At 64.0% G+C, this 21,777-nt stretch carries 12 protein-coding genes; 9 read left to right on the top strand and 3 right to left on the bottom strand.

All coding sequences use genetic code 11. The features are described from left to right. Positions 1 to 203 precede the first annotated feature (203 nt). The 6 genes from MAFF_RS07755 (at position 204) to MAFF_RS07730 (ending at position 14,892) form a co-directional block, all read left to right on the top strand. Positions 204 to 2,132, top strand: coding sequence for an autotransporter assembly complex protein TamA (locus MAFF_RS07755; RefSeq protein ID WP_044548086.1), 1,929 nt, complete (start codon positions 204 to 206; stop codon positions 2,130 to 2,132). A 1-nt stretch (position 2,133) separates the two neighbouring features. Further along, entirely contained in the window at positions 2,134 to 8,187 is a 6,054-nt protein-coding gene (locus MAFF_RS07750) for a translocation/assembly module TamB domain-containing protein (protein WP_044548081.1), read from the top strand. Between the two features lie 252 nt (positions 8,188 to 8,439). Continuing rightward, positions 8,440 to 10,095, top strand: a complete 1,656-nt coding sequence (locus MAFF_RS07745; RefSeq protein WP_010910335.1) for an ABC transporter substrate-binding protein — start codon at positions 8,440 to 8,442, stop codon at positions 10,093 to 10,095. A 222-nt stretch (positions 10,096 to 10,317) separates the two neighbouring features. Then, a complete protein-coding gene (locus MAFF_RS07740) occupies positions 10,318 to 11,352 on the top strand; it encodes an ABC transporter permease (protein WP_010910334.1) in 1,035 nt (344 codons plus the stop codon). 12 nt (positions 11,353 to 11,364) lie between these two features. Further along, positions 11,365 to 12,522 carry an ABC transporter permease gene (locus tag MAFF_RS07735; protein WP_010910333.1) on the top strand — a complete coding sequence of 386 codons (1,158 nt, stop codon included), beginning with the start codon at positions 11,365 to 11,367 and terminating at the stop codon, positions 12,520 to 12,522. Positions 12,523 to 12,570: 48 nt separating this feature from the next. Continuing rightward, on the top strand, positions 12,571 to 14,892 hold the full coding sequence (locus MAFF_RS07730; RefSeq protein ID WP_010910332.1) for a dipeptide ABC transporter ATP-binding protein: 2,322 nt from the start codon (positions 12,571 to 12,573) through the stop codon (positions 14,890 to 14,892). Between the two features lie 12 nt (positions 14,893 to 14,904). Here MAFF_RS07730 and MAFF_RS07725 read toward each other — a convergent pair whose 3' ends face one another. Continuing rightward, the gene (locus MAFF_RS07725; RefSeq protein ID WP_010910331.1) at positions 14,905 to 15,495 is read right to left on the bottom strand and encodes a transglycosylase SLT domain-containing protein; all 591 of its coding nucleotides are present in this window, start codon (positions 15,493 to 15,495) and stop codon (positions 14,905 to 14,907) included. Positions 15,496 to 15,711: 216 nt separating this feature from the next. On the opposite strand from MAFF_RS07725, the gene MAFF_RS07720 reads away from it, so the two are divergent. Together MAFF_RS07720 and MAFF_RS07715 are read left to right on the top strand one after the other, a co-directional pair. Next, positions 15,712 to 17,250 carry a trimethylamine methyltransferase family protein gene (locus MAFF_RS07720; RefSeq protein WP_044548078.1) on the top strand — a complete coding sequence of 513 codons (1,539 nt, stop codon included), beginning with the start codon at positions 15,712 to 15,714 and terminating at the stop codon, positions 17,248 to 17,250. Positions 17,251 to 17,307: 57 nt separating this feature from the next. Continuing rightward, entirely contained in the window at positions 17,308 to 19,734 is a 2,427-nt protein-coding gene (locus tag MAFF_RS07715) for a GcvT family protein (protein WP_010910329.1), read from the top strand. 21 nt (positions 19,735 to 19,755) lie between these two features. Here MAFF_RS07715 and MAFF_RS07710 read toward each other — a convergent pair whose 3' ends face one another. Further along, entirely contained in the window at positions 19,756 to 20,148 is a 393-nt protein-coding gene (locus tag MAFF_RS07710) for a DoxX family protein (protein ID WP_010910328.1), read from the bottom strand. Positions 20,149 to 20,350: 202 nt separating this feature from the next. Between MAFF_RS07710 and MAFF_RS07705 the strand changes: the two genes are divergently transcribed. After that, positions 20,351 to 20,839 (top strand): hypothetical protein, encoded by a 489-nt coding sequence (locus MAFF_RS07705; RefSeq protein WP_080511808.1) that lies wholly within the window; start codon positions 20,351 to 20,353, stop codon positions 20,837 to 20,839. 76 nt (positions 20,840 to 20,915) lie between these two features. On the opposite strand, the gene MAFF_RS07700 is transcribed toward MAFF_RS07705, so the two are convergent. Beyond that, positions 20,916 to 21,692 carry a VOC family protein gene (locus MAFF_RS07700; protein ID WP_044548075.1) on the bottom strand — a complete coding sequence of 259 codons (777 nt, stop codon included), beginning with the start codon at positions 21,690 to 21,692 and terminating at the stop codon, positions 20,916 to 20,918. Positions 21,693 to 21,777 lie beyond the last annotated feature (85 nt).

The raw sequence follows: 21,777 nt of genomic DNA, 5'->3' as shown, positions 1-21,777 counted from the left end.
GCGGCAGGGTTCCGCCTGCCAACGGTTTCCTTTCCGGCCGATGACCGGTAGTACCTCCATAGGACAGGGGATCACGCATTCTTGCGGCGACGCAAAAGGTGTGAATTCCAAGCCCGTCCTATTTCAGACAATTGGATTGTGGCCCCTTTACGAGCGCTTCAGAACTTCATTCCAATTTTAGTTTTGTAACCTAGGTTGTCTTAATGCCGGCGCATGAAGAGCAGATGTCAGGGGGGGCCGCGCCAGGGCGCGTGCTTCCGCGCGCCCTGCTTTTGGCCATGTTGTGCGCGACCGCGCTGGTTGCCGAATCAAGGCCCGCGGCCGCTTTCGAGCTTTTCGGCATCAAGCTGTGGGGATCGTCCAACGACGAGGACGCCGATATCGTCGATCCGCTGCGCTATGCCGTGACCATCACCGCGCCCGATGCCGACAAGGATCTGGTGAAGAGGCTCGAAAACGCCTCGGCGCTGAAGGGCGATGAGGACCGGCCCGTCTCGGGTTCGCTCGGGCTGATGGCCAAGGCGCGCAGCGACCGTGAACAACTGGTCGCCGCCCTTTTTGCCGATGCCCGCTACGAAGGCGTGGTCACCATCACCATCGACGGCAAGCCGCTCGACGAACTGCCGCCGGACGCCGAATTCAAGGGTCCGCAGCCCATTCCGGTGACGATCAATATCGCGGTCGGCCCGAAATTCACCCTCGGCACTATCCGGCTCGAAGGCGACGCGGCGGGGCTGATGAGCGCCGATTACGGCTTGATATCAGGCGGCGACGCTGGATCCGGGGCGGTGCTCAAGGCCGAGGCGCTGATCGTGCGGACGCTGAAGGAGCAGGGCAGGCCGCTGGCCAAGGTGACCGACCGGCGGATCGTCGCCGACCACGCCACCTCGACGCTGGACGTGACGCTGACGGTGGCGGCCGGGCCGGTTGCCGGCTATGGCGCGACCACGGTGGAGGGCACCGAAAAGGTCGATCGCGATTTCACCGAATACATGACTGGCTTGAAGCGCGGCAAGCAGTATTCGCCGCAGGAGATCAGCGACGCGCGCGACCGGCTGCTGGCGCTGGAAGTCTTCAACAGCGTCACCTTCAAGGAAGCCGACAAGCTCGACGCCGACGGCAACATTCCGATCGGCGTCCAGGTCAGTGAGCGCAAGCCGCGCTATTTCGGCCTGGGCGGCACCTTCTCGAACACGGAAGGGCTTGGCCTGGAAGGCTATTGGGGACACCGCAACCTGTTTGGCCACGCCGAAAAGCTGCGCATTGATGGCGCCATTAGCGGCATCGGCAGCAACAACCTGTCCGATCTGAACTACAATGCCGGCATCATGTTCGAGAAACCCGGCGTGATCGGGCCGGCGTCGAAGTTCTTTGCCGGCTTCAAGACGGTGCTCGAGCATCCTGATGCGTATGACCATTTCTCGGTCAAGGGCAGCACCGGCCTGTCCTACGAACTCGACAAGCAGCAGACCGTGTCGGCGGAAGTGGCGCTCGACTATTCCAGGATCACGGATGCCTTCGGCAAGCACACCTACCTTATCGCCAGTGTTCCCCTGCAATATGTCTACGACAACAGGGATAGCAGGCTGAACCCGACCAGGGGCTTCCGGGTGCTGGCCTATGCCGAGCCGAGCTACGACATCATGAGTGGCGCCGCCTTCCTCAAGCTGAAAGGCGAGGGATCGGCCTATCAGTCGCTGGATACGGCCTCGAAATTCGTGCTGGCCGAGCGTGTCGCCATCGGATCGATCGTCGGCACCGGGCTGCAGAACGTTCCGGCCGACCGGCGTTTCTACTCCGGCGGTGGCGGTTCGGTGCGTGGCTATGCCTATCAGGGCATCGGCCCGAAAGACTTCACCGGCCAGCCGATCGGCGGCCTGTCCTTCTTCGAGACCTCGGTCGAAATGCGCATAGCCGTCACCGATACGATCGGTATCGTGCCGTTCGTCGATGCCGGTACGGTGTCGACGAAGTCGGTTCCCAACTTCTCCGACGTCAAGGTCGGCGCCGGCGTCGGCCTGCGCTACGTCACGCCGTTCGGCCCGCTGCGCATCGATGCGGCCGTTCCGCTCAACCGCGATCCCAACGATCCGCATTTTGGCATCTATGCCGGCATCGGGCAGGCGTTCTGACATGAAGACGGTGTGGCGCATCCTTCGCATTGTCCTCTACACGTTGCTGATCGTAGTCGCAGGCGCGATTGGCGCGCTGGTCGTGCTGACCAAGACCGAGCGCGGACGCGACAATCTCGCCGGCATCATTTCGCGGCTGGCCTCCAGCGACGACCGCAAGGTCACGGTCAGCGGCATTGACGGCATCTGGTCGGGCGCGCTCAGCGTCGACCATGTCGTGCTGGAAGACCGCCAGGGTGCCTGGCTGGTGGCGCGCAAGGTCGCCGTCGACTGGTCGCCCTTGGCGCTTTTGTCGAAGAGCTTCAGTGCCGACCGGATCGCCGCCGAACGCATCGAACTGGCACGCCTGCCGGTGGTCGGCACGCAGCCGCCGGCGCAGGGCGGCACCACGACGCTGCCGGTGTCCATCGACATCAGGGAGATCGACCTGCCGGAAATCGCGCTGGGCCAGCAACTGGCCGGCAGCGGCATCGCCGAACTCGCCGCCAAGGGAATGCTCAAGGCCGACGCGGCGCCGCTGGCGGTCGAGACGGTGCTCAACGTCACCCGCCATGACGGCAAGCAAGGCAATGTCGACGCCAAGATCCACTTTGCGCCGGCCGACGACAGACTCGACCTCGACCTGAAGGCGTCGGAGCCGGCGGGCGGCATCATCGCCAATCTGCTCAAGCTGCCCGATACGCCGCCGGTCGACATAGCGGTCTCGGGCACCGGACCGCTGGCCAACTGGAACGGTATCGCCACGTTCGTGGTCGACGGCAAGATCGTCACGCAGCTGACCGGCCGTCATCAACTCACCGACAAGGGCAATCATGTCGAGGCCAAGGGCGATGGCGAGTTCGCGCCCTTCCTGCCGGACAATCTGAGGTCGCTGTTTGCCGGCAAGACCAGCTTCGACGTCGCTGGCACCGCGACATCCGCCGGCGGCATCAGTATCGACCGGGCCAGCATCGAAAGCGATGCAATCCATGGCACCGCGACCGGCATCGCCGATCCGGCCGGCGCCAGCGATCTGTCTGTCGAAATTGCCGCCAAAAGCGCGCCGGTGCAGATCGTTGTGGGAAGTGCGGCGCAACCGATCACCGTTGCGATCAGGAACGCCACCGCCCGCGCCTTCGGTGACGGCAAGGCGCCGATCGTCGACATCGGTGCCTCGCTGGCTTCGGTGGTGGCGGGCGGTACCCAGCTCAACGATATTTCGGCACAGATCCATTCCGACGGCTTCGATATCCAGAACCGCGCCGGCCCGGTCGCCGTCAAGCTGACGGCGGGCGGGCTGAAGACCGACGTTGCGACGCTGGCGCCGCTGGTCACCGGCAAGGTCGATGTCGACCTGGCGGGATCGCTGAGCAAGGACGCCATCGCCATCGACCAGGGCACGCTGCGCTCCGATGCGCTGAACGCCTCGCTGACGATGACGGTGGCGCTCGCGGACCTGTCGATGAAGCTGAAGATGAATGCCGATGCGGTGTCGACCGCCTTGCCGCCGCAGATCAGCTCGGTGCTCGGCGAACGGGTGAAGTTCTCGGCCGCCGCGACGCGTGATCCGCAAGGGGCCTTTGCCGCCAATTCGATCTCGTTGACCTCCGGCTCGCTCAGCGCCAGCGGCACCGCCAGCGCGCAAGGCAGCGACATCCAGGCCGACATCAAGGGCACGCTGGGCGATGTCTCGGTGTTGTCGCCGATGGTAGGCGTGCCGGTCGCCGGCGGCGTCAATTTCGCGCTGTCGGCAAGCGGCGCCAGGACGGCGCCGGATTTTACCGTCTCCGCCGACAGCGACAGCCTGACCGCCTCGGGCCGCACGGTGAAGGCGATCAAGCTGACGGCAAGCGGCAAGGCCGATATAGCCAGCCCCTCGGCCGATGTTTCGCTGACCGGGTCGGTCAACGACCAGCCGCTCGATCTCAAGGCGGCGCTGGTGACCAGCGAGGGTAAGCGCTCGATCAACGGTTTTCTGGTCTCGCTCGGCGACAACAAGGTTTCCGGCGACCTGGCGCTCGATGACAAGTTCATGCCGCTCGGCACGCTGACGCTTGCCGCACCGGCAATCGACCAGCTGGCCGCACTCGCCGGCCAGGCGGTGACCGGCGACATCAACGGCACGATCCTCTTTGCCAAGGACGGCGACGCGCCGTCCGTCACCATCGATGCGAAAAGCACCTCGATCGCACGTGGCGAGGTGACGGCCAAGGCGATCGCTGTCAACGCGCTGATCGCCAACTATCTCAAGGCGCCGGCGATCTCGGGCACCGTCAAGGCCGACAGCGTCACCTCGGGCGCCACCGAAATCAGCGGCATCGGCGTCGACCTCAAGCGCGACGGCGACTGGACCAATTTCACCGGTGGCGCCACGATCGCGGGCATTCCGGCGACCGCCGCCGGCCGGGTCAAGATCGCCCAGGGTACCACCAGCGTCGAGATCGCCTCGGGCGAAGCCACGGTTCGCGGCATCAAGGCAGCAATCGCTGAACCCTCGACCCTGACCATCGCCAATGGCACGACCAGCATCGAGAAGCTGGCGCTCGATGTCGGCGGCGGTTCGGTGACGCTGTCGGGCAGCGCCGGCCAGACGCTCGATCTCGCGGCACAGTTCTCCGCGCTGCCGGCGGCCCTGGCCAATGATTTTGCGCCCGGGCTCGATGCGGTGGGCACGCTCGGCGGCGCCGCGCAAGTGACCGGGTCGCCATCCGCTCCCGAAGTTCGGTTCAACGCGCAGCTTGCCGGCGTCGAGACCAGCCAGACCCGCCAGGCCGAGCTCGGGCCGCTCGCGGTCGATGCGGCCGGTGTCTACACCCTGGCCGGCGGCGTCGCCCTAGACCATGCGACGCTGTCTGGCGACAAGATTTCCGGCACGGCCTCCGGCACCATCAATCCGAACGGCGCCAGCGATTTTGCCCTCGACCTTACATCCTCGGGACCGAGCCTGCCGCTGACGGTCGGAAGCGCCGCGAGCCCGGTGAGGATCGAGATCCGGTCCTTGTCGGCGAAGGTGGCGGGCGAGAGCACGCGAGCCCGCCTGGACGTCTCCGCGATCCTGCCGTCAATCACCACCAGCCCGGCCAAGGTGGACGGGCTTGTCCTGGCACTGCACTCGGATGCGTTCGATCTCAAGAACCGCGCTGGACCGGTTTCCGGCACGGTGTCGGTGGACAAGGTCGGTCTCGACAACGCCGCCATCGCGCCGCTGATCGCCGGCAAGGTGACGGCCGCGCTGAACGCCCGGCTGACCTCGGACGGCGTCGCCATCGACAGCGGCTCGCTCAAGAGCGATGCGCTGAACAGCCAGGTCGCCGGCCAGGTGTCGTTGCGCGATGGCGCCATCGACCTCAAGCTCAGTGCGGATGCCCCATCATCGGCCTTGCCGGCGGCGGCGCGTGGCATGCTTGGCCAGCGCGCGCAGATCAGCGCCACGCTGAAGCGCGACCCCAATGGCGGTATCAATGTCGATGGGCTGAAGCTGGTCTCGGGCGGACTGACCGCGCAGGGGCAGGCGAGCCTTGCCGACAACAAGCTGGCCGCCGATATCACCGGCGCCCTTGCCGATGTCTCGCCGCTGTCGAAGGACGCCAAGGGCGCCATTGCCTTTGCGCTGAACGCACAGGGACCGGCCATCGCGCCTGATCTGTCGCTGACGGTCAACAGCGATCGGCTGCTGGTGGCGGAGCGCGAGATCACCGGGCTGAAGCTCACCGCCACCGGCAAGGCGGATGCCGCCAACCCGGCGGCGAACGTGCAACTGACCGGCACTGTCGCGGGACAGGCCTTGCAAGGCAGCGCGGTGCTGGCGACGGCGGACGGCAAAAGCGCGATCAATGGCCTGCTGCTGTCGCTGGGCAAGAACCGGATTTCCGGCGATCTGGCGCTGGACGACAAGTTCGTGCCGGAAGGCACCATCTCGCTCGACCTGCCTGATATCGGCCCACTCGCCGCGCTGGCTCTGGAAAAGGCGGAGGGCGACGTGCGCGGCACGATCGCCTTCACGAAGAACGGCGCGGCACCTCAGGTCGCCATCAAGGCGGCCACCGCGTCGATCACGCGCGGCGATCTCCAGGCGAAAACGGTTTCGATCGATGCGCTGATCGCCAATTATCTCGCCGCGCCGGTGATCTCGGGTAAGATCCGCGCCGACACCGTCACGTCGGGCGGCACCGTGATCAGCGGCATCGATGTCGATCTGAAGCGCGACGGCGACTGGACCGGCTTTTCCGGTGGCGCCACGGTCAAGGGCATTCCGGCCAAGGCCGCCGGCCGCGTGAAGGTGGCCAATGGCACGACCACTATCGAACTCGCTTCCGGCCAGGCGACCGTCCAGGGCATCAAGGCGGCCATCGCCCAGGCTTCGACGGTCAGCATCGCCAACGGCACGACGACGCTGGACCGGCTGGTGCTCAACCTTGGCGGCGGCACGGCGACGGTGACCGGCAAGGTCGGGCAGGCGCTCGACATCAATGCGGTGCTCGCGAAGGTGCCAATGTCGCTCGCCAACGGGTTCTCGCCGGGTCTCGATGCCGCCGGTTCGATTTCCGGTACGGTGAAGGTGACCGGCGCGCCGGCGAGCCCTGCAGTTGCCTTCAACATAGACGCGGCCGGCGTGCAGACGTCGCAAACCCGAGGCGCCGGTGTCGGCGCGGTGAGCGTGTCCTCCTCCGGTACCTTTGCCGGCAACAAGCTGACCTTCAACGCCAACATCGGCGATGGCGCCGGCCTTGGCCTCAAGGGCGGCGGCACGGTGACGACGGCGGGCACGCCGGCGCTGGTGCTCGACTTCAATGGCGCCGTGCCCTTCGGCATGCTCAGCCAGAAGCTTGCGGCGCAGGGCTTGTCGCTGTCGGGAACTGCCAATGTCAATGTCCAGGTGCGTGGCCCGGCGACGTCGCCTGTCATCGGCGGCAGCGTCAGCACATCGGGCGCGCGGCTGGTCGACGCGCGCTCGGGCCTGGCCGTCAACGATCTCGCAGCCGACGTGTCTATCGGCGGCGGCGTCGCCAGGATCAACCGGCTGACCGGAACATTGTCGACGCGCGGCAGCCTGTCGGCCAGCGGCACGGTCGGCATCAACCCGGCGCAAGGTTTTCCGGCCGACCTGTCGATCAAGCTTACTGACGGGCGCTATACGGACGGACGCGTGGTGACCGCCAATCTCGGCGGCGACCTGACGATCAAGGGGCCGCTGGTATCGGCACCGGTGATTGCCGGCACCGTCAATCTCGCCAAGACCGTCATCACGGTCCCGGATAAGTTGCCGGCCTCGCTCTCGGCGCTCGACGTCAAGCACAAGAACGCGCCCGAAGCGGTGAGGGCGCAGGACAAGGCGCTGCGCCCGGCGACGACATCAGGCAAGAGCGGCGGCAGCGGGCTCGCGCTTGATGTCACCGTCAACGCGCCGAACCAGATCTTCATCCAGGGCAGGGGCGTCGATGCCGAACTGGGCGGCTCGCTCAGGCTGACCGGCCCGGCCTCGTCGCCGCAGGCGGTCGGCACCTTCACCCTGCAGCGCGGCCGGCTGTCGATCCTGGGCAAGCGGCTGACCTTCACCGAGGGCACGGTCGGTTTCTCCGGCTCGCTGGTGCCCTACCTCAACCTGACGGCGACCACGACCACGACCAGCGCCACCGTCACCATCGTGGTGTCGGGCGAGGCGACCAATCCGAAATTCACCTTCTCCTCGGTGCCGGCGCTGCCGGAGGACGAGGTGCTGGCGCAATTGATCTTCGGCCGGTCCATGTCGAACCTGTCGCCGCTGCAGATCGCGCAGCTGGCGGAAGCGGCCGGGCAACTGGCCGGTGTCGGCGGCTCGACGTCGCTGCTTGAGAATCTGCGCAGCGCCATCGGCGTCGACGATCTCGACGTCACCACAGACGACAAGGGCGGCACGGCGGTCTCGGCCGGCAAGTACCTGAACGACCGCACTTATGTGACCATCCAGAAGGGCGACAAGCCTGGTTCGGGCAAGGCGACCATCGACCTCAATGTCGGGCGTGGCGTGAAGTTGCGCGGCGAGGCGACGGACGCCGGCGAGGCCAAGGGCGGTATCTTCTACGAAAAGGAATATTGAGGCCTGGCCCTCACCATGGCCGGGACTGGCGCTGTCGTAACCCGTGCCAATGGTTCAGTTTAATCCCCCTGAGGAGATTTTGGCGAAATCTGGGCGCACTAGCAATTTTGCGTCAAGACTGTCGCTATCACGCGTACCGCTCCCTTTTCAAAGTTGCACATTCGCCAACATGTTCCCAATCCAAGCCGTCTTTGACATCACGGCCTGGATGCGGAATGTTAATCGGCGGAAAGCCAACAATGGGAGTTAGTCATGACAATCTACAAGAGTAATGGCGATCGCGTTCCGGATCACATCCTGGCCATGGCCGAAGAAGCCAAGGCAGGTAAGGTCGATCGCCGCGAATTCCTGGCGCTCGCCAGCGTCTTCGGCGCGTCGACGGCGATGGCTTACGGCCTGCTCGGCCTTGCGGCGCCGACCGAGGCAAGAGCCGAAGATGCCCCCAAGAAGGGCGGCATCCTGAAGGTCGCCCAGTGGATCAAGGATCCGAAGGACCCGCGCAAGTCCGACTGGTCGGAAATCGCCAATGCCGAGCGCCAGGCGCTCGAGCCGTTGGTCAAATACACCACCGAATACACGTTCCGCCCCTATCTGCTTGAGTCTTGGGACGTCAACGACGATGCCACCCAGTACGTGCTGCATGTGCGCAAGGGCGTGACCTGGCACAATGGCGATGCTTTCACTGCCGACGACGTGGTGCACAACTTCAACCGCTGGGGCGAGAAGGCCGCTGAAGGCAATTCCATGCCCGGCCGTCTTGGCACGCTGTTCGACGACAAGACCGGCAAGCTGCGTGAAGGCGCGGTCACCAAGGTCGACGACATGACCGTCAAGCTGTCGCTCACCAAGCCCGACATCTCGATCATTCCCGGGATTTGCGACTATGTGGCGCTCATCGTCCACAAGTCCTTCGACGAAAAGGGCGGCGACTTCAAGGCCTGCCCGATCGGCACCGGTCCGTTCGAGCTCGTCTCCTACGATGTCGGCCAGAAAGTGGTCTACAAGCGCCGCGCCGACAACAAGTGGTGGGACGGCGACGTCTATCTCGACGGCATCGAGTTCATCGACTACGGCACCGATCCGGCCGCCATGGTCAGCGCTTTCGAGGCCGGCGAAGTGCATACCAATTTCGAAACGTCGGCCGACTATGTGTCGATCCTCGACAAGATGGACCTGGTCAAGTCCGAAGTCGTCACCGCCTCGACTATCGTCTGCCGCACCAACGTCACCCACAAGCCTTACGACAACGAGAAGGTGCGCAAGGCGCTGCAACTCGGCGTCGACAACAATGTCGTGCTCCAGCTCGGCTACGGCAATGCCGGCTCGGTCGCCGAGAACCACCATGTCTGCTCGATCCATCCGGAATATTACGAGCTGCCCAAGCTTACCCGCGATCCGGCCAAGGCGAAGGCGCTGATGGCGGAAGCCGGTCAGGCCGATTTCGAGCATGAACTGATCACCGTCGACGAGGACTGGCACAAGAACACCGGCGACGCGATCGCCGCCCAGCTGCGCGACGCAGGTATCAAGGTGAAGCGCACCGTGCTGCCGGGCTCGACGTTCTGGAACGACTGGCTGAAGTATCCGCTGTCGATGACGAACTGGAACATGCGTCCGCTCGGCGTTCAGGTTCTGGCGCTGGCCTACCGCACCGGTGAGGCCTGGAACGAGTGTGCCTGGTCGAACCCAGACTGGGATGCCAAGCTGAACGCCGCGCTTGCGGTTTCCGACGCGGCCAAGCGCAAGGAAATGATGAAGGACATCGAGCAGATCCTGCAGGATTCCGGCATCATCATCCAACCTTACTGGCGCAAGCTCTACAGCCACTCGGTCAAGGCGGTGCAAAACTACAAGATGCATCCGACCTTCGAGCGCGACTACGGCAAGATCTGGCTCGACCAGGCGTGATCAGGCCAAGCAGGAGGAAGGGGCAGTTCGCCCCTTTCTCCCTCTCTGCATGATTCCAAAACCAGAAGTCGGCGCAGCAAAAGTTGCGGACTCCTCTGGCAAGGTCGTGCAATAAACTGGGTTGATTGCATCCGAGGGCCTGTTTGACAGCCAGTTCCGCCGTCGCGGCTGAGGTGACTTTTCAACGGGCTCCAACCCCAACCAGACCGGCAGGGGGCCGCCATGCTTTCCTTCGTTATCAGGCGTCTTGGCACCATGGCACTGACGATGCTGTGCCTGACTATGATCGTCTTTTTCCTGATCAACCTTGAACCCAATCTGAAGAAGCTGGCGATCAGCCAGACCGAAATGCACACGTCGGCCGAGCAGCTCGAGAGCTGGCTGGTCAATCATGGCTACCGGCAGAACTTCTTTGTCCGCTACGGGCAGTGGCTGGGCGTCATGCCAAAGCAGCCGGTGACCGACCCGGCGACCGGCAAGCCGGCGCAGCGTTTCTCGTTCTGCAATGACCCGGTCGTGCCGACCTTCGCCGGCGTCGTCGAAGGCGATTTCGGCTGCTCGACCAAGTTCAAGACAACGGTCGCCTCGAAATTGTTTCCCGCACTTGGCGCCACTGGCATCCTGATGTTCTGTGTGTTGGCGGTGATGGTGCCGGTATCGCTCTTGATCGGCATCCTGGCCGGCATGCGCGAGGGGTCGCGAACCGACCGGGTGCTTTCGGTCGCCTCGATCGCCTCGACGGCGACGCCCGAATATGTGTCGGGCGTCATCTTCACCGTCATCTTCGCCTCATGGCTCGGCTGGCTGAACGGTTCGGCCGCGTCGGCAAGCCAGGGCATCACCTTCTACAATTTCACCCTGCCGGTGATGACGTTGGCGATCTACGGCATCGGCTACATCGCCCGCATGACACGCGCCTCGATGGTCGAGGTGATGACGCAGCAATATATCCGCACCGCCCGGCTGAAGGGCCTCTCCTTCGGCGGCGTGGTGGTGAAACATGCGCTGCGCAACGCGCTGATCGCACCGTTCACCGTCATCATGCTGCAATTTCCCTGGCTGCTCACCGGCGTCGTCATCGTCGAGGTGATGTTCCGCTACCAGGGCTTCGGCTACACGCTGGTCGAGGCCGCCGGCAACAACGACATCGACCTTTTGCTTGGCTGCTCGCTGGTCTCGGTGTTCATCGTCTTGATCACACAGCTCATTTCCGATGTCGGCTACGCGTTTCTCAATCCGCGTATCAGAGTTCAGTAGGGGGCGAAGCGGATGCAGGTCCAATATATCAGTGCCTTCACCGTCATTCTCGAAGTGCTGTCGCGCTTCTGGCCGGTCTGGATCGCGCTCATCATCGTCATGGGGGCGAGCTTCGCCTACAAGAAGAAGCTGGCGCTCTACGGGCAGCTGTTCGACAGCGGGGTCGGCATCGTCGGCGTCGGCATCTGCCTGTTCTGGCTGTTCACGGCGATCTTCGCATCGACCATCTCGCCTTTCGATCCGCTGGCACAGGTCCCGGTGATGAAGGACATGCTGCCCGGCGCCATCGAGCCGCAATCAGGGCTTGTCTATCTGTTCGGTGGCGACAAGCTGGCACGCGACGTGTTTTCACGCATGGTCTATGGCAGCCAGATCGTGCTGATCATCGCGCCGGCGGCGACCGGCTTCGCGCTGATGGTCGGCATCACGCTAGGCCTGCCTGCCGGCTATTACGGCGGCAAGATCGATACCGTGCTGTCGTTCCTGGCCAACCTTGTGCTGGCCTTCCCGGTGATCCTGCTGTTCTACCTCTTGGTGACGCCGGGCATCATGGACACGCCGATCCCCTATGCCATGGCCGGCGTGTTCTTCCTGTTTCCGATCATCTTCTTCAGCGTGCTGTTCTGGACGCGCTACAAAAACCGGCCAGATCGGCTGTACATCCTGCTCGGCCTGACGCTGATCATAGGCGGCTGGATCTATCTCGGCCTTGTCTTCGACAGGGACCCGCTGCACATCGTCCACATCGATCCCAACCAGCTCAACATCTTCGTGGCCGTGGTGTTTGCCTCCAGCCCGGGCGTGTTCCGCATCGTGCGCGGCTTGGTGATGGACATCAAGACGCGCGACTATGTGGCGGCGGCGCAGACGCGCGGTGAATCACCCTGGTACATCATGCTGTGGGAAATCCTGCCCAATGCACGCGGACCGCTGATCGTCGATGCCTGCCTGCGCATCGGCTACACAACGATCCTGCTCGGCACGCTCGGCTATTTCGGCCTCGGCCTGGCACCGGAAAGCCCCGACTGGGGCACGGCGATCAAGGACGCCAGCCGGCTGCTGCGCTCCTTCATCCATCCGGCGTTGCCGCCGACGATCGCGCTGATGTCGTTCGTGCTGGGGCTCAATCTCTTGGCCGACTCGCTGCGTGAGCAATCGATGAAAGACTGATTGACGGGCTCCGGCCCGCATCTGGTAGAATTTGGATTGGAGCGACCCATGAACGAGGCAGTTCGAAATCCCGCAGAGCCGATCATCGAGATCGAAAACCTGTCGATCTCCTTCTTCACCCGCAAGGGTGAAATACCGGCGGTCATGGATTTTTCCTGCACGGTCATGCCCGGCGAAGCGATGGGCATCGTCGGCGAATCCGGCTGCGGCAAGTCGACCGTGTCGCTCGGCATCATGCGAGACCTCTCCAACATCGGCAAGATCGTCGGCGGCAGGATCAAGTTCCAGGGCAAGGACATGGGCGAGCTCTCCGAGGAGGAGCTGCGCGCCATCCGCGGCAACAAGATCGCGATGATCTACCAGGAGCCGATGGCCAGCCTCAATCCGGCGATGAAGGTCGGCCAGCAGTTGATGGAAGTGCCGCTGATCCACGACAAGGTGTCGAAGGAAGAGGCCTACAAACGCTCCCTCGAAATGGTGCGCGCGGTCAAGCTGCCCGATCCCGAGCGCATGATGCGCTCTTATCCGCACCAGCTCTCCGGCGGCCAGCAGCAGCGCATCGTCATTGCCATGGCGCTGCTGTCGAAGCCGGCGCTGCTTCTGCTCGACGAGCCGACGACGGCGCTCGACGTGACGGTGGAAGCCGGCATCGTCGAACTGGTCAAGGGGCTGGGCGAGAAGTTCGGTACGTCGATGATCTTCGTGTCGCACAATCTCGGCCTTATCCTCGAAACCTGTGACCGCATCACCGTGATGTATTCGGGCGAGGCGGTGGAGACCGGCAAGATCAAGGACGTGTTCGACCGGATGCGCCATCCCTATACGCAAGGGCTGTTCCGCTCGATCCCGCTGCCGGGCGCCGACAAGAATTCACGGCCGCTGATCTCCATCCCCGGGCAGTTGCCGCTGCCGCATGAGCGGCCGAAGGGCTGCAATTTCGGCCCGCGCTGCCACCATTTCGTCGAGGGCGTCTGCAACGCCGCGGAAATCCCGATGGTCGAGGTCGCCGGCCACGAAGGCCATTTCTCACGCTGCGTGCGCTTCAACGAGATCGACTGGGAGGCGCTGCCGCCCGGCGCCAAGAAGGTCAATGAGCGCGTCGTGCCTGGCGCGCCGGTGCTCAAGATCGAGGATCTCAGGAAATACTATAAGGTCGGCGGCAGCGAGGTGTTCGGCTCGAGCGAAGGCCGCGTCGTCAAGGCCAACGAGACGATCTCCTTCATGGCGCGCGAATCCGAAACCGTCGCCATCGTCGGCGAATCCGGCTGCGGAAAGTCGACGCTGGCCAAGGTGCTGCTCGGGCTGGAGACTGCAAGTGCCGGCACGGTGACGCTGGGCAACAAGCAGATCCAGTCGACCGGCATCGAGAGCCGCAGTGTCGAAACCGTGTCGTCGATCCAGATGGTGTTCCAGAACCCGTTCGATACGCTAAACCCCAGCCATTCGGTCGGCTCGCAGATCATCCGCACGCTGGAGAAATTCAATGTCGGCAAGACGGTTGCCGACCGGCGCAAGCGCATGCTGGAACTGCTCGACCTGGTGAAGCTGCCGCGCGCCTTCGAGACGCGCAAGCCGCGCCAGCTGTCGGGTGGCCAGAAGCAGCGTATCGGCGTGGCGCGCGCCTTTGCCGGCGACGCCAAGGTGGTGGTGGCGGACGAGCCGGTCTCGGCACTCGACGTGTCGGTGCAGGCGGCGGTGACCGAACTGTTGATGGACATCCAGCGCAAGAACAAGACGACGATGCTGTTCATCAGCCACGATCTGTCGGTGGTGCGCTACATCGCCGACCGCGTCGTCGTCATGTATCTCGGCTATATCGTCGAGCAAGGCACGACCGATCAGATCTTCGCGCCGCCCTACCACCCCTATACCGAGGCGCTTTTGTCAGCGATCCCGATCGCCGATACCAGCGTGGTCAAGCGGCACATCGTGCTGGAGGGCGACATTCCCTCGGCGATGAACCCGCCAACCGGCTGCCCGTTCCAGACGCGCTGCGGCTACAAGAAACTGGTGCCGGACAATCTGTGCGAGACCAAGGTGCCGCCGGTCAAGCATCTGGGCGACGGCCATATGAGCCTGTGCTGGTTGGCCGACGACGTGCTGGCCAAGATGGAGCCGGTGATCAAGTTCGACAAGGAACATGCCGCGCATGAAGGCGTGCCGGACGATGCGCCACATGGCACGGGGCCAGGCTTTGCCGGTTCGCCGCCGGCGCGCCCGAGCGGCAAAAACGCCAATGCGGAGGCCGATGCGACCGGAAAGGCTGTCGAGGACACGGACGCCGTCTTGCGAGCCCGTCGCCACGAAGTCCGCGACGAGACTTCCGAAACCGGTGTCTCAAAGCCGAAAGATACGACAAGGCGGCACTAACGGGGCTGAGTGTCAGCTTCCGCACTGCCGTAACTGCGCCTCATAGTCCCGCGCCATCTTGTCGGTGGCCCGCGCGTAACCCTGCACGCCGGCGTCGCCACGATTGCCGCGGCCATAGGCGGTCCAGCCGAGATAGTAGGCGAGGTAGAGATTGTAGGTGTCGTTGCGGGCGACGCCGTAGGTGTCTGCCGTCTTGGAATGATACCAGCCGACAAAATCGACGGCGTCGGCGAATTTGGTACGCCGCGCCGCCCAGTTGCCGGTTTCGCGCTGATATTGCGACCAGGTGCCGTCGAGCGCCTGCGAGAAGCCGGTGGCCGAGGAGACATGCTTCCAGGGAATGAAGCCGAGGAGCTTGGTGCGCGGCGGCCGGGCATTGCTCTTGAAGCCGGATTCCTTGCGCACCGTCGCCATCAGCACGGGGACCGGCACGCCGTATCTCTGCTCCGTGCGTTCGGCCGCTGACTGCCAATTGTCGAACCAGCCGTCATTCTGGTCGAAGACGGCACAGACATTGTTGATGTGGCTGGGCGCGGTCGCGCAGGCCGAAAGTGCCAGCAACACGCCAACCGCTACAATTTTACTAAAACTCGACCTACGCATTGGGTGAGCAATAGGCCGAAATCATAAAGGGAATCTTGCCGCCGCCGTTAACGCATCATCGGCATGAGCGTCCGAGAAAATGCCATAGTAGTATTCCGCCGCTTACTGTCGCTTTTTATAAAGTCGTTTTGCAGAAATGCCGCCTTGGCTAAAATCGCGCCCGTAAACGGCGTATTTCTGACAGCTTGCCCGCCTTGCCGAAGCTTTGATGCCGGCATGAACGAACCAAGACGCAAGCGCGGCGCCGAGCGCACCAGCAACCGGGGGCCAGCGCCCATCCCGCAGCTGCCGCAAAGGCGGGTGACCAATCCCTATCCGCCGATGGCGTTGCTGTCGTCCGACCAGATCGAGGCGATCCATCAGGCTTCGATGCATATTTTGGAGAATTTCGGCATTGAGGTGATGAGTCCGCGGGCGCTGTCGCTGTTCGAGCAGGCGGGTGCCAGGGTTGATCACGCCTCGGCCAATGTCCGCCTCGATCGCGGCATGGTCGACGAGGCACTGAAGACCACCCGGTCCAGCTATACGCTGACGCCGCGCAATCCGGCCAACGCCATTCATCTTGGTGGCAACACCATCAATTTCACCCTCGTCGCCGGCCCGCCCAATGTGCACGATATGGAGCGTGGCCGCCGCGCCGGCAATCTCAGAGACTATGCGGACCTGACCCGGCTGGCGCAGCATTTCAACTGCGTTCATATGCTGGGCAACCAGGTCTGCGCGCCTGTCGAACTTCCAGCCAATTCGCGCCATCTCGACACCTATTTCACCAATCTGACGCTGACCGACAAGAGCTTTCATGTCTCGGCCATCGGCCGGGGCAGGGCGCTGGACGGCATCGAGATGATGGCGATCGCGCGCGGCCTGACGTTGGACCAGATGCGCGACGATCCGGGCATCGCCACCATCATCTCGGTCAACTCGCCGCGCCGCTTCGATGAGATGATGGCCGAGGGGCTGATGACCATGGCCGAGTTCGGCCAGTCGGTGGCGGTGACGCCGTTCACGCTGATGGGGGCGATGAGCCCGGTGACGCTGGCGGGTGCCTTGGCGCAGCAGAATGCCGAGGCGCTGTTCGGCGTGGTGCTGACGCAGCTGGTGCGGCCGGCGGCGCCGGTGATGTACGGCGCCTTCACCTCCAATGTCGACATGAAGTCCGGCGCGCCGGCCTTCGGTACACCTGAAAATACCAAGGCCAATATTGCATCCGGGCAATTGGCGCGGCGCTATGGGCTGCCCTACCGGACGACGCCCGGCTCGGCCTCCAACGCGGCGGACGCGCAAGGCGCCTATGAGACGCTGATGGCGCTGTGGGGCGCGGTGCTTGGCCATGGCAATCTCGTCTACCACGCCGCCGGCTGGCAGGAGGGCGGGCTGACGGCGTCGTTCGAAAAGTTCATTATCGATGTCGAGATGATCCAGCACATGATGGAGTTCCTGCGGCCGATCGTGGTCGACGAGGCCGAACTCGCCATCGAGGCGTTGGGCGCGGTGCCGACGGGCGGCCATTTCTTCGGCGAGCCGCACACGCTCGAGCGCTACGCCACCGCCTTCTACCAGCCGATGCTGTCCAACTGGCAGAATTTTGAAGCCTGGCAGGAGGCCGGCAGCCTCGATGCAACAGCGCGCGCGACGCGGCTGTGGAAAAAGGCGCTGGAAGACTATGTCGAGCCGGCAATGGACATCGTCGTGCGCGAAGCGCTGGAGGCCTATGTGGCCAGGCGCAAGGAAGCGATCGGACAGGGCGAGCCGTGATGCCTCCCATCCTGATTCATCTCACCCATCCAATCCTTTGATATCAGAGAAAAATCCATGAAATCGCATGCAAAGGTCGTGGTCATTGGCGGCGGTGTCGTCGGGTGTTCCGTGCTGTTCCATCTCGCCCGCCATGGCTGGACCGACGTGATGCTTCTGGAGCGCGACGAGCTGACATCCGGCTCGACCTGGCACGCGGCGGGCGGCATGCACACAATCAATGGCGACCCCAACGTCGCCAAGCTGCAGAAATACACGATCAGCCTCTACAAGGAGATCGAGGAACTGTCGGGCCAGGCGACCGGCGTGCACCTGACCGGCGGCGTGCTCCTCGCCGCGACCGAGGCGCGGCTGGATTGGCTGCGCGGCGTCGTCGCCAAGGGCCGCTATCTCGGCATCGACCTGGAAGTGATCTCGCCCAACGAAGCCGCCGAGCTGATGCCGCTGCTCGACCCCAAGCAGTTCGTCGGCGCCGTCCGCAACAAGGAGGATGGGCATCTCGATCCCTCCGGCGTCACTCACGCCTATGCCAAGGCCGCCCGTAAACTGGGCGCCGAGGTCGAGCGCTTCACCAAGGTCGAGGACATTGTGCGGCGGCCGGATGGCATGTGGCGCGTCATCACCAGCAAGGGTGAGGTGGTGGCCGAGCATGTCGTCAATGCCGGCGGCCTGTGGGCGCGTGAGGTCGGCCGCATGGTCGGGCTCGAACTGCCGGTGCTGGCCATGGAGCACATGTACCTGATCACCGAGGACATGCCGGAAGTCGCCGCCTGGAACGCCAAGACCGGCACGGAGATCATCCATGCGGTCGATTTCGACGGCGAGCTCTATCTGCGCCAGGAGCGCGGCGGCATGCTGATGGGCACCTACGAGAAGGCCAACAGGCCGTGGTCGGAATATCAGACGCCTTGGAATTTCGGCCATGAATTGCTGGCGCCCGACATCGACCGCATCGCGCCGTCGCTGGAGGTCGGGTTCCGGCATTTCCCGGCCTTCCAGAACACCGGCATCAAACAGATCATCAACGGCCCCTTCACCTTCGCGCCCGACGGCAACCCGCTGGTCGGGCCGGTGCGCGGCCTGCCGGGTTTCTGGGTTGCCTGCGGCGTCATGGCCGGCTTCAGCCAGGGCGGCGGCGTCGGGCTGGCGCTGTCCAACTGGATGATCGAGGGCGATCCCGGCGCCGACATATGGGCCATGGATGTGGCGCGCTATGGCGACTGGGCGACCATGGCCTACACCAACGCCAAGGTGCGCGAAAACTATTCCAGGCGCTTTTCGATCCGCTTCCCCAATGAGGAATTGCCCGCCGGCCGGCCGCTGAAGACGACGCCGGTCTACGATCTATTGTCGGCCAAGGGCGCGCAGTTTGGCGTCGCCTATGGGCTCGAAGTGCCGCTCTGGTACGCGCCGGAAGGCATCAAGGACGAGTTCTCCTGGCGGCGTTCCAGCGATTTTTCTCATGTCGCCAGGGAGGTCGCGACGGTGCGCGACGGCGTCGGCCTGGCGGAGATTTCAAGCTTCGCCAAATACAAGGTGACGGGTGAAGGGGCGGCGGCCTGGCTCGACCGCATGCTTGCCTGCAAACTGCCGAAACCCGGCCGCATGACGCTGGCGCCGATGCTGAAAGACGACGGCAGGCTGATCGGCGATTTCACACTCGCCAATCTGGGCAGCGACGGCTGGTTCCTCGCCGGTTCCGGCATTGCCGAGCAGTACCATATGCGCTGGTTCGAGGCGCATCTGCCTGGCGACGGCTCGGTCCAGATCGAGGCGCTGGGCGCGAAGCTCACCGGCCTTGCCATTGCCGGGCCGAAGGCGCGGGAAGTGTTGGCCAAGGTCAGCCGCGCGGACGTCTCCAACGCGGCCTTTCCGTTCATGGCGGTGGCCAGGATGGATATCGGCATGGCGCCGTGCCTGGTCGGCCGCGTCAGCTATACAGGCGATCTCGGCTACGAGATCTGGGTGGCGCCGGAATATCAACGCGCGGCGTTCAATGCTTTGATGGCGGCGGGCGAAGAATTCGGCATCGGCCTGTTCGGCTCGCGCGCGCTCAATGCGCTCAGGCTGGAGAAGAACTACGGCTCATGGGGGCGCGAATACCGGCCGATCTACGGGCCGCTCGAAGCCGGGCTGGACCGCTTCGTCGCCTATGGCAAGGAGGCGGATTTCATCGGCAAGGCGGCGGCGCTGACCGAGCGCAAGCAAGGCGGCAAATTGCGGCTGCGCAGCTTCATCCTCGACGCCGACGACGCCGATGTTATCGGCGACGAGCCGATCTGGTTCGACGGCGCCGTGCGTGGCTGGGTGACGTCGGGCGGCTACGCGCATCATTCGAAAAAGTCGGTCGCCGTCGGCTATGTGCCGAAGGAGATCGCCGACGAAAGCGACGGCTTCGAAATCGAGTTGCTAGGCAAGCGCCATGCGGCGCGCATACAGGCAACACCACTGTTCGATGCGAATTTCGAGCGGATGCGGGGGTGAAAGCTCACCCCCGCGGGGACATCAGGCCTTGCCGCGATTGTCCAGCGCAAAGGCGCCGGCGCCGGCGAAGACCAGATAGAGGAAGATGAAGCAGAAGGAGATTGCCGAATCGCCGCTGTTGTTGACGGGGAAGAAATCGCGCGGGTAGTGCGCCATGAAATAGGCGATCGCCATCTCGCCGGCCAGAAGGAACGCGACCGGGCGGGTGAACAGGCCGAGCGCCAGCAGGATGCCGCCGGCGAATTCGAGGATGCCGGCGGCCGTCGTTAGCCCGGTGAGGACGTGAGGCTCGGCGCTGGCGGGGAAGTTGAACAGTTTCTGGCTGCCATGTTCGACGAATTGCAGCGCGGTCATGATACGCAGCACGCCGAGCGCTTGCGGCTGGTATCTGGAGAGGCCTTCAAAAAGCTTCATCTAAAACTCCATTTTCACCCTCCCGGTTCGGCCATAGATTGTTGCCCGGCGATGGACCATTCACTTCCCATGGCGCGCCATCAACAATCGGTGATTGGAAATGTTCCCCAGTTTGACCTTTCATATCGTTCTCGTCAGGGTTGCATTTATATCGCTATGGTTGTATTGAGATGAACACTCTAAACCTGTGGGTTCGCTTGCCATGAAAAAAGTCGTCATCAGCCTATTCGCACTCCTTGCAGGCGCCAGCTTGGCCATGGCCGAGGACGCCGGTTGCGAGGCCTTCAAATGGCCTGTGGCGCGAGAACAGGCGCTGTTTACCGCGGCGCCCGCAACGCCGGCTGGAGCGGAGCTAGCGGTGGGTGCTGCCGCGGACCTGGCGTTGGTTCCGGCGGAGAAAGCCGGTTTTACGCTGCCGCCCGAGCGCGCGCCGGCGCAGGGCACTTTCGGTGCCGTCGCCAGCGTGGACGTGCCGGCCGGGGGAGCCATTCAGATCAGCCTGTCGGGCGAAGCCTGGATCGATGTCATCCAGGACGGCAAGGCCATCAAGTCGGCCGGCTATAGCGGCGTGAAGACCTGCCCCGGCATCCGCAAGAGCGTGCGCTTCAAGCTCGCGGCCGGCCCGGCCATCGTCCAGTTCAGCGGGGCGAAAAAGGCCGAGCTGAAGGTCGCGGTGCTGACGCCGGAATAGAGCGGCAAGCAGAGCAATACGGCCTTCCATCGATGGTGCGATGAAAGGCCGTCGCTTCGTGTCGGCGATGCTGCCGTCAGCGCACTGGCGCCATCAGCGCGAAATGCGCGCCTTGCGGGTCCTGGCACTGCACGATCCAGCTGCCGCCGGGCACTTCCATCGGCCCCATCAGGATCGTGCCGCCATTGTCGGTGACGCGTTTTGCGGCCGCGTCGATGCCGGTGACGTTGAAATAGAACTGCCAGACCGGGACGGGGATTTGCGCGGGCTTGTTCATGATGCCGCCGCCGGATTCGGGGCCGGCCTTGAAGGTCCGGTAGATGCCCATCGGGCCCATGTCGAAATCGCCGGCATTGGCCCAGCCGAACTGGCTGGAATAGAAGTCGAACGCGGCCTTCCAGTCGCTGGTGTAGAGCTCATGCCAGCCGATATGGCCGGGCGTTCTGGCCGGAACGACGGGCTGGTCGGGGCCGTTGGGCTGCAGGAACATGAAGGTCGCGCCTTGCGGGTCGGCGACGACGGCAAAGCGGCCGACGCCCGGAATGTCGTCAGGCTCGCGGTGGACGGCTCCTCCGGCAGCTTTCAAGGATTTCGTCGACGCGTCGACATCCTTGGTGTGGATATAGCCGAGCCATGCGGGCGGCGCGCCCAGCTTCTCGACTTCCTCGGGCATCGTCATCAGCCCGCCGACGCCGCGCTCGCCGACATTCACGACGATGTAGCGCGGCATGCCGGGCGCTTTGTCGAAGGGCTGCGCCGTCCAGCCGACAACCTTGGTGTAAAAGGCCTCGGCGGCGTCGAGGTCGGAAGTCATCAGCTCGTACCAGAAGAAGGGCATCGGGGATTTCGGCATGGTCGGTCTCCTCACCGTTCAGCATCGATCGTCGTTCGATCCACCGCAGGACGATCCAGGATACGGGAATCCGACAACCGCCCGG

It is taken from the genome of Mesorhizobium japonicum MAFF 303099 (genome assembly GCF_000009625.1).
In the GTDB taxonomy this organism is placed as follows: domain Bacteria; phylum Pseudomonadota; class Alphaproteobacteria; order Rhizobiales; family Rhizobiaceae; genus Mesorhizobium; species Mesorhizobium japonicum.
Note: the sequence above shows the minus strand (reverse complement) of the source record. Positions and strands in the feature narration are given on the sequence as shown.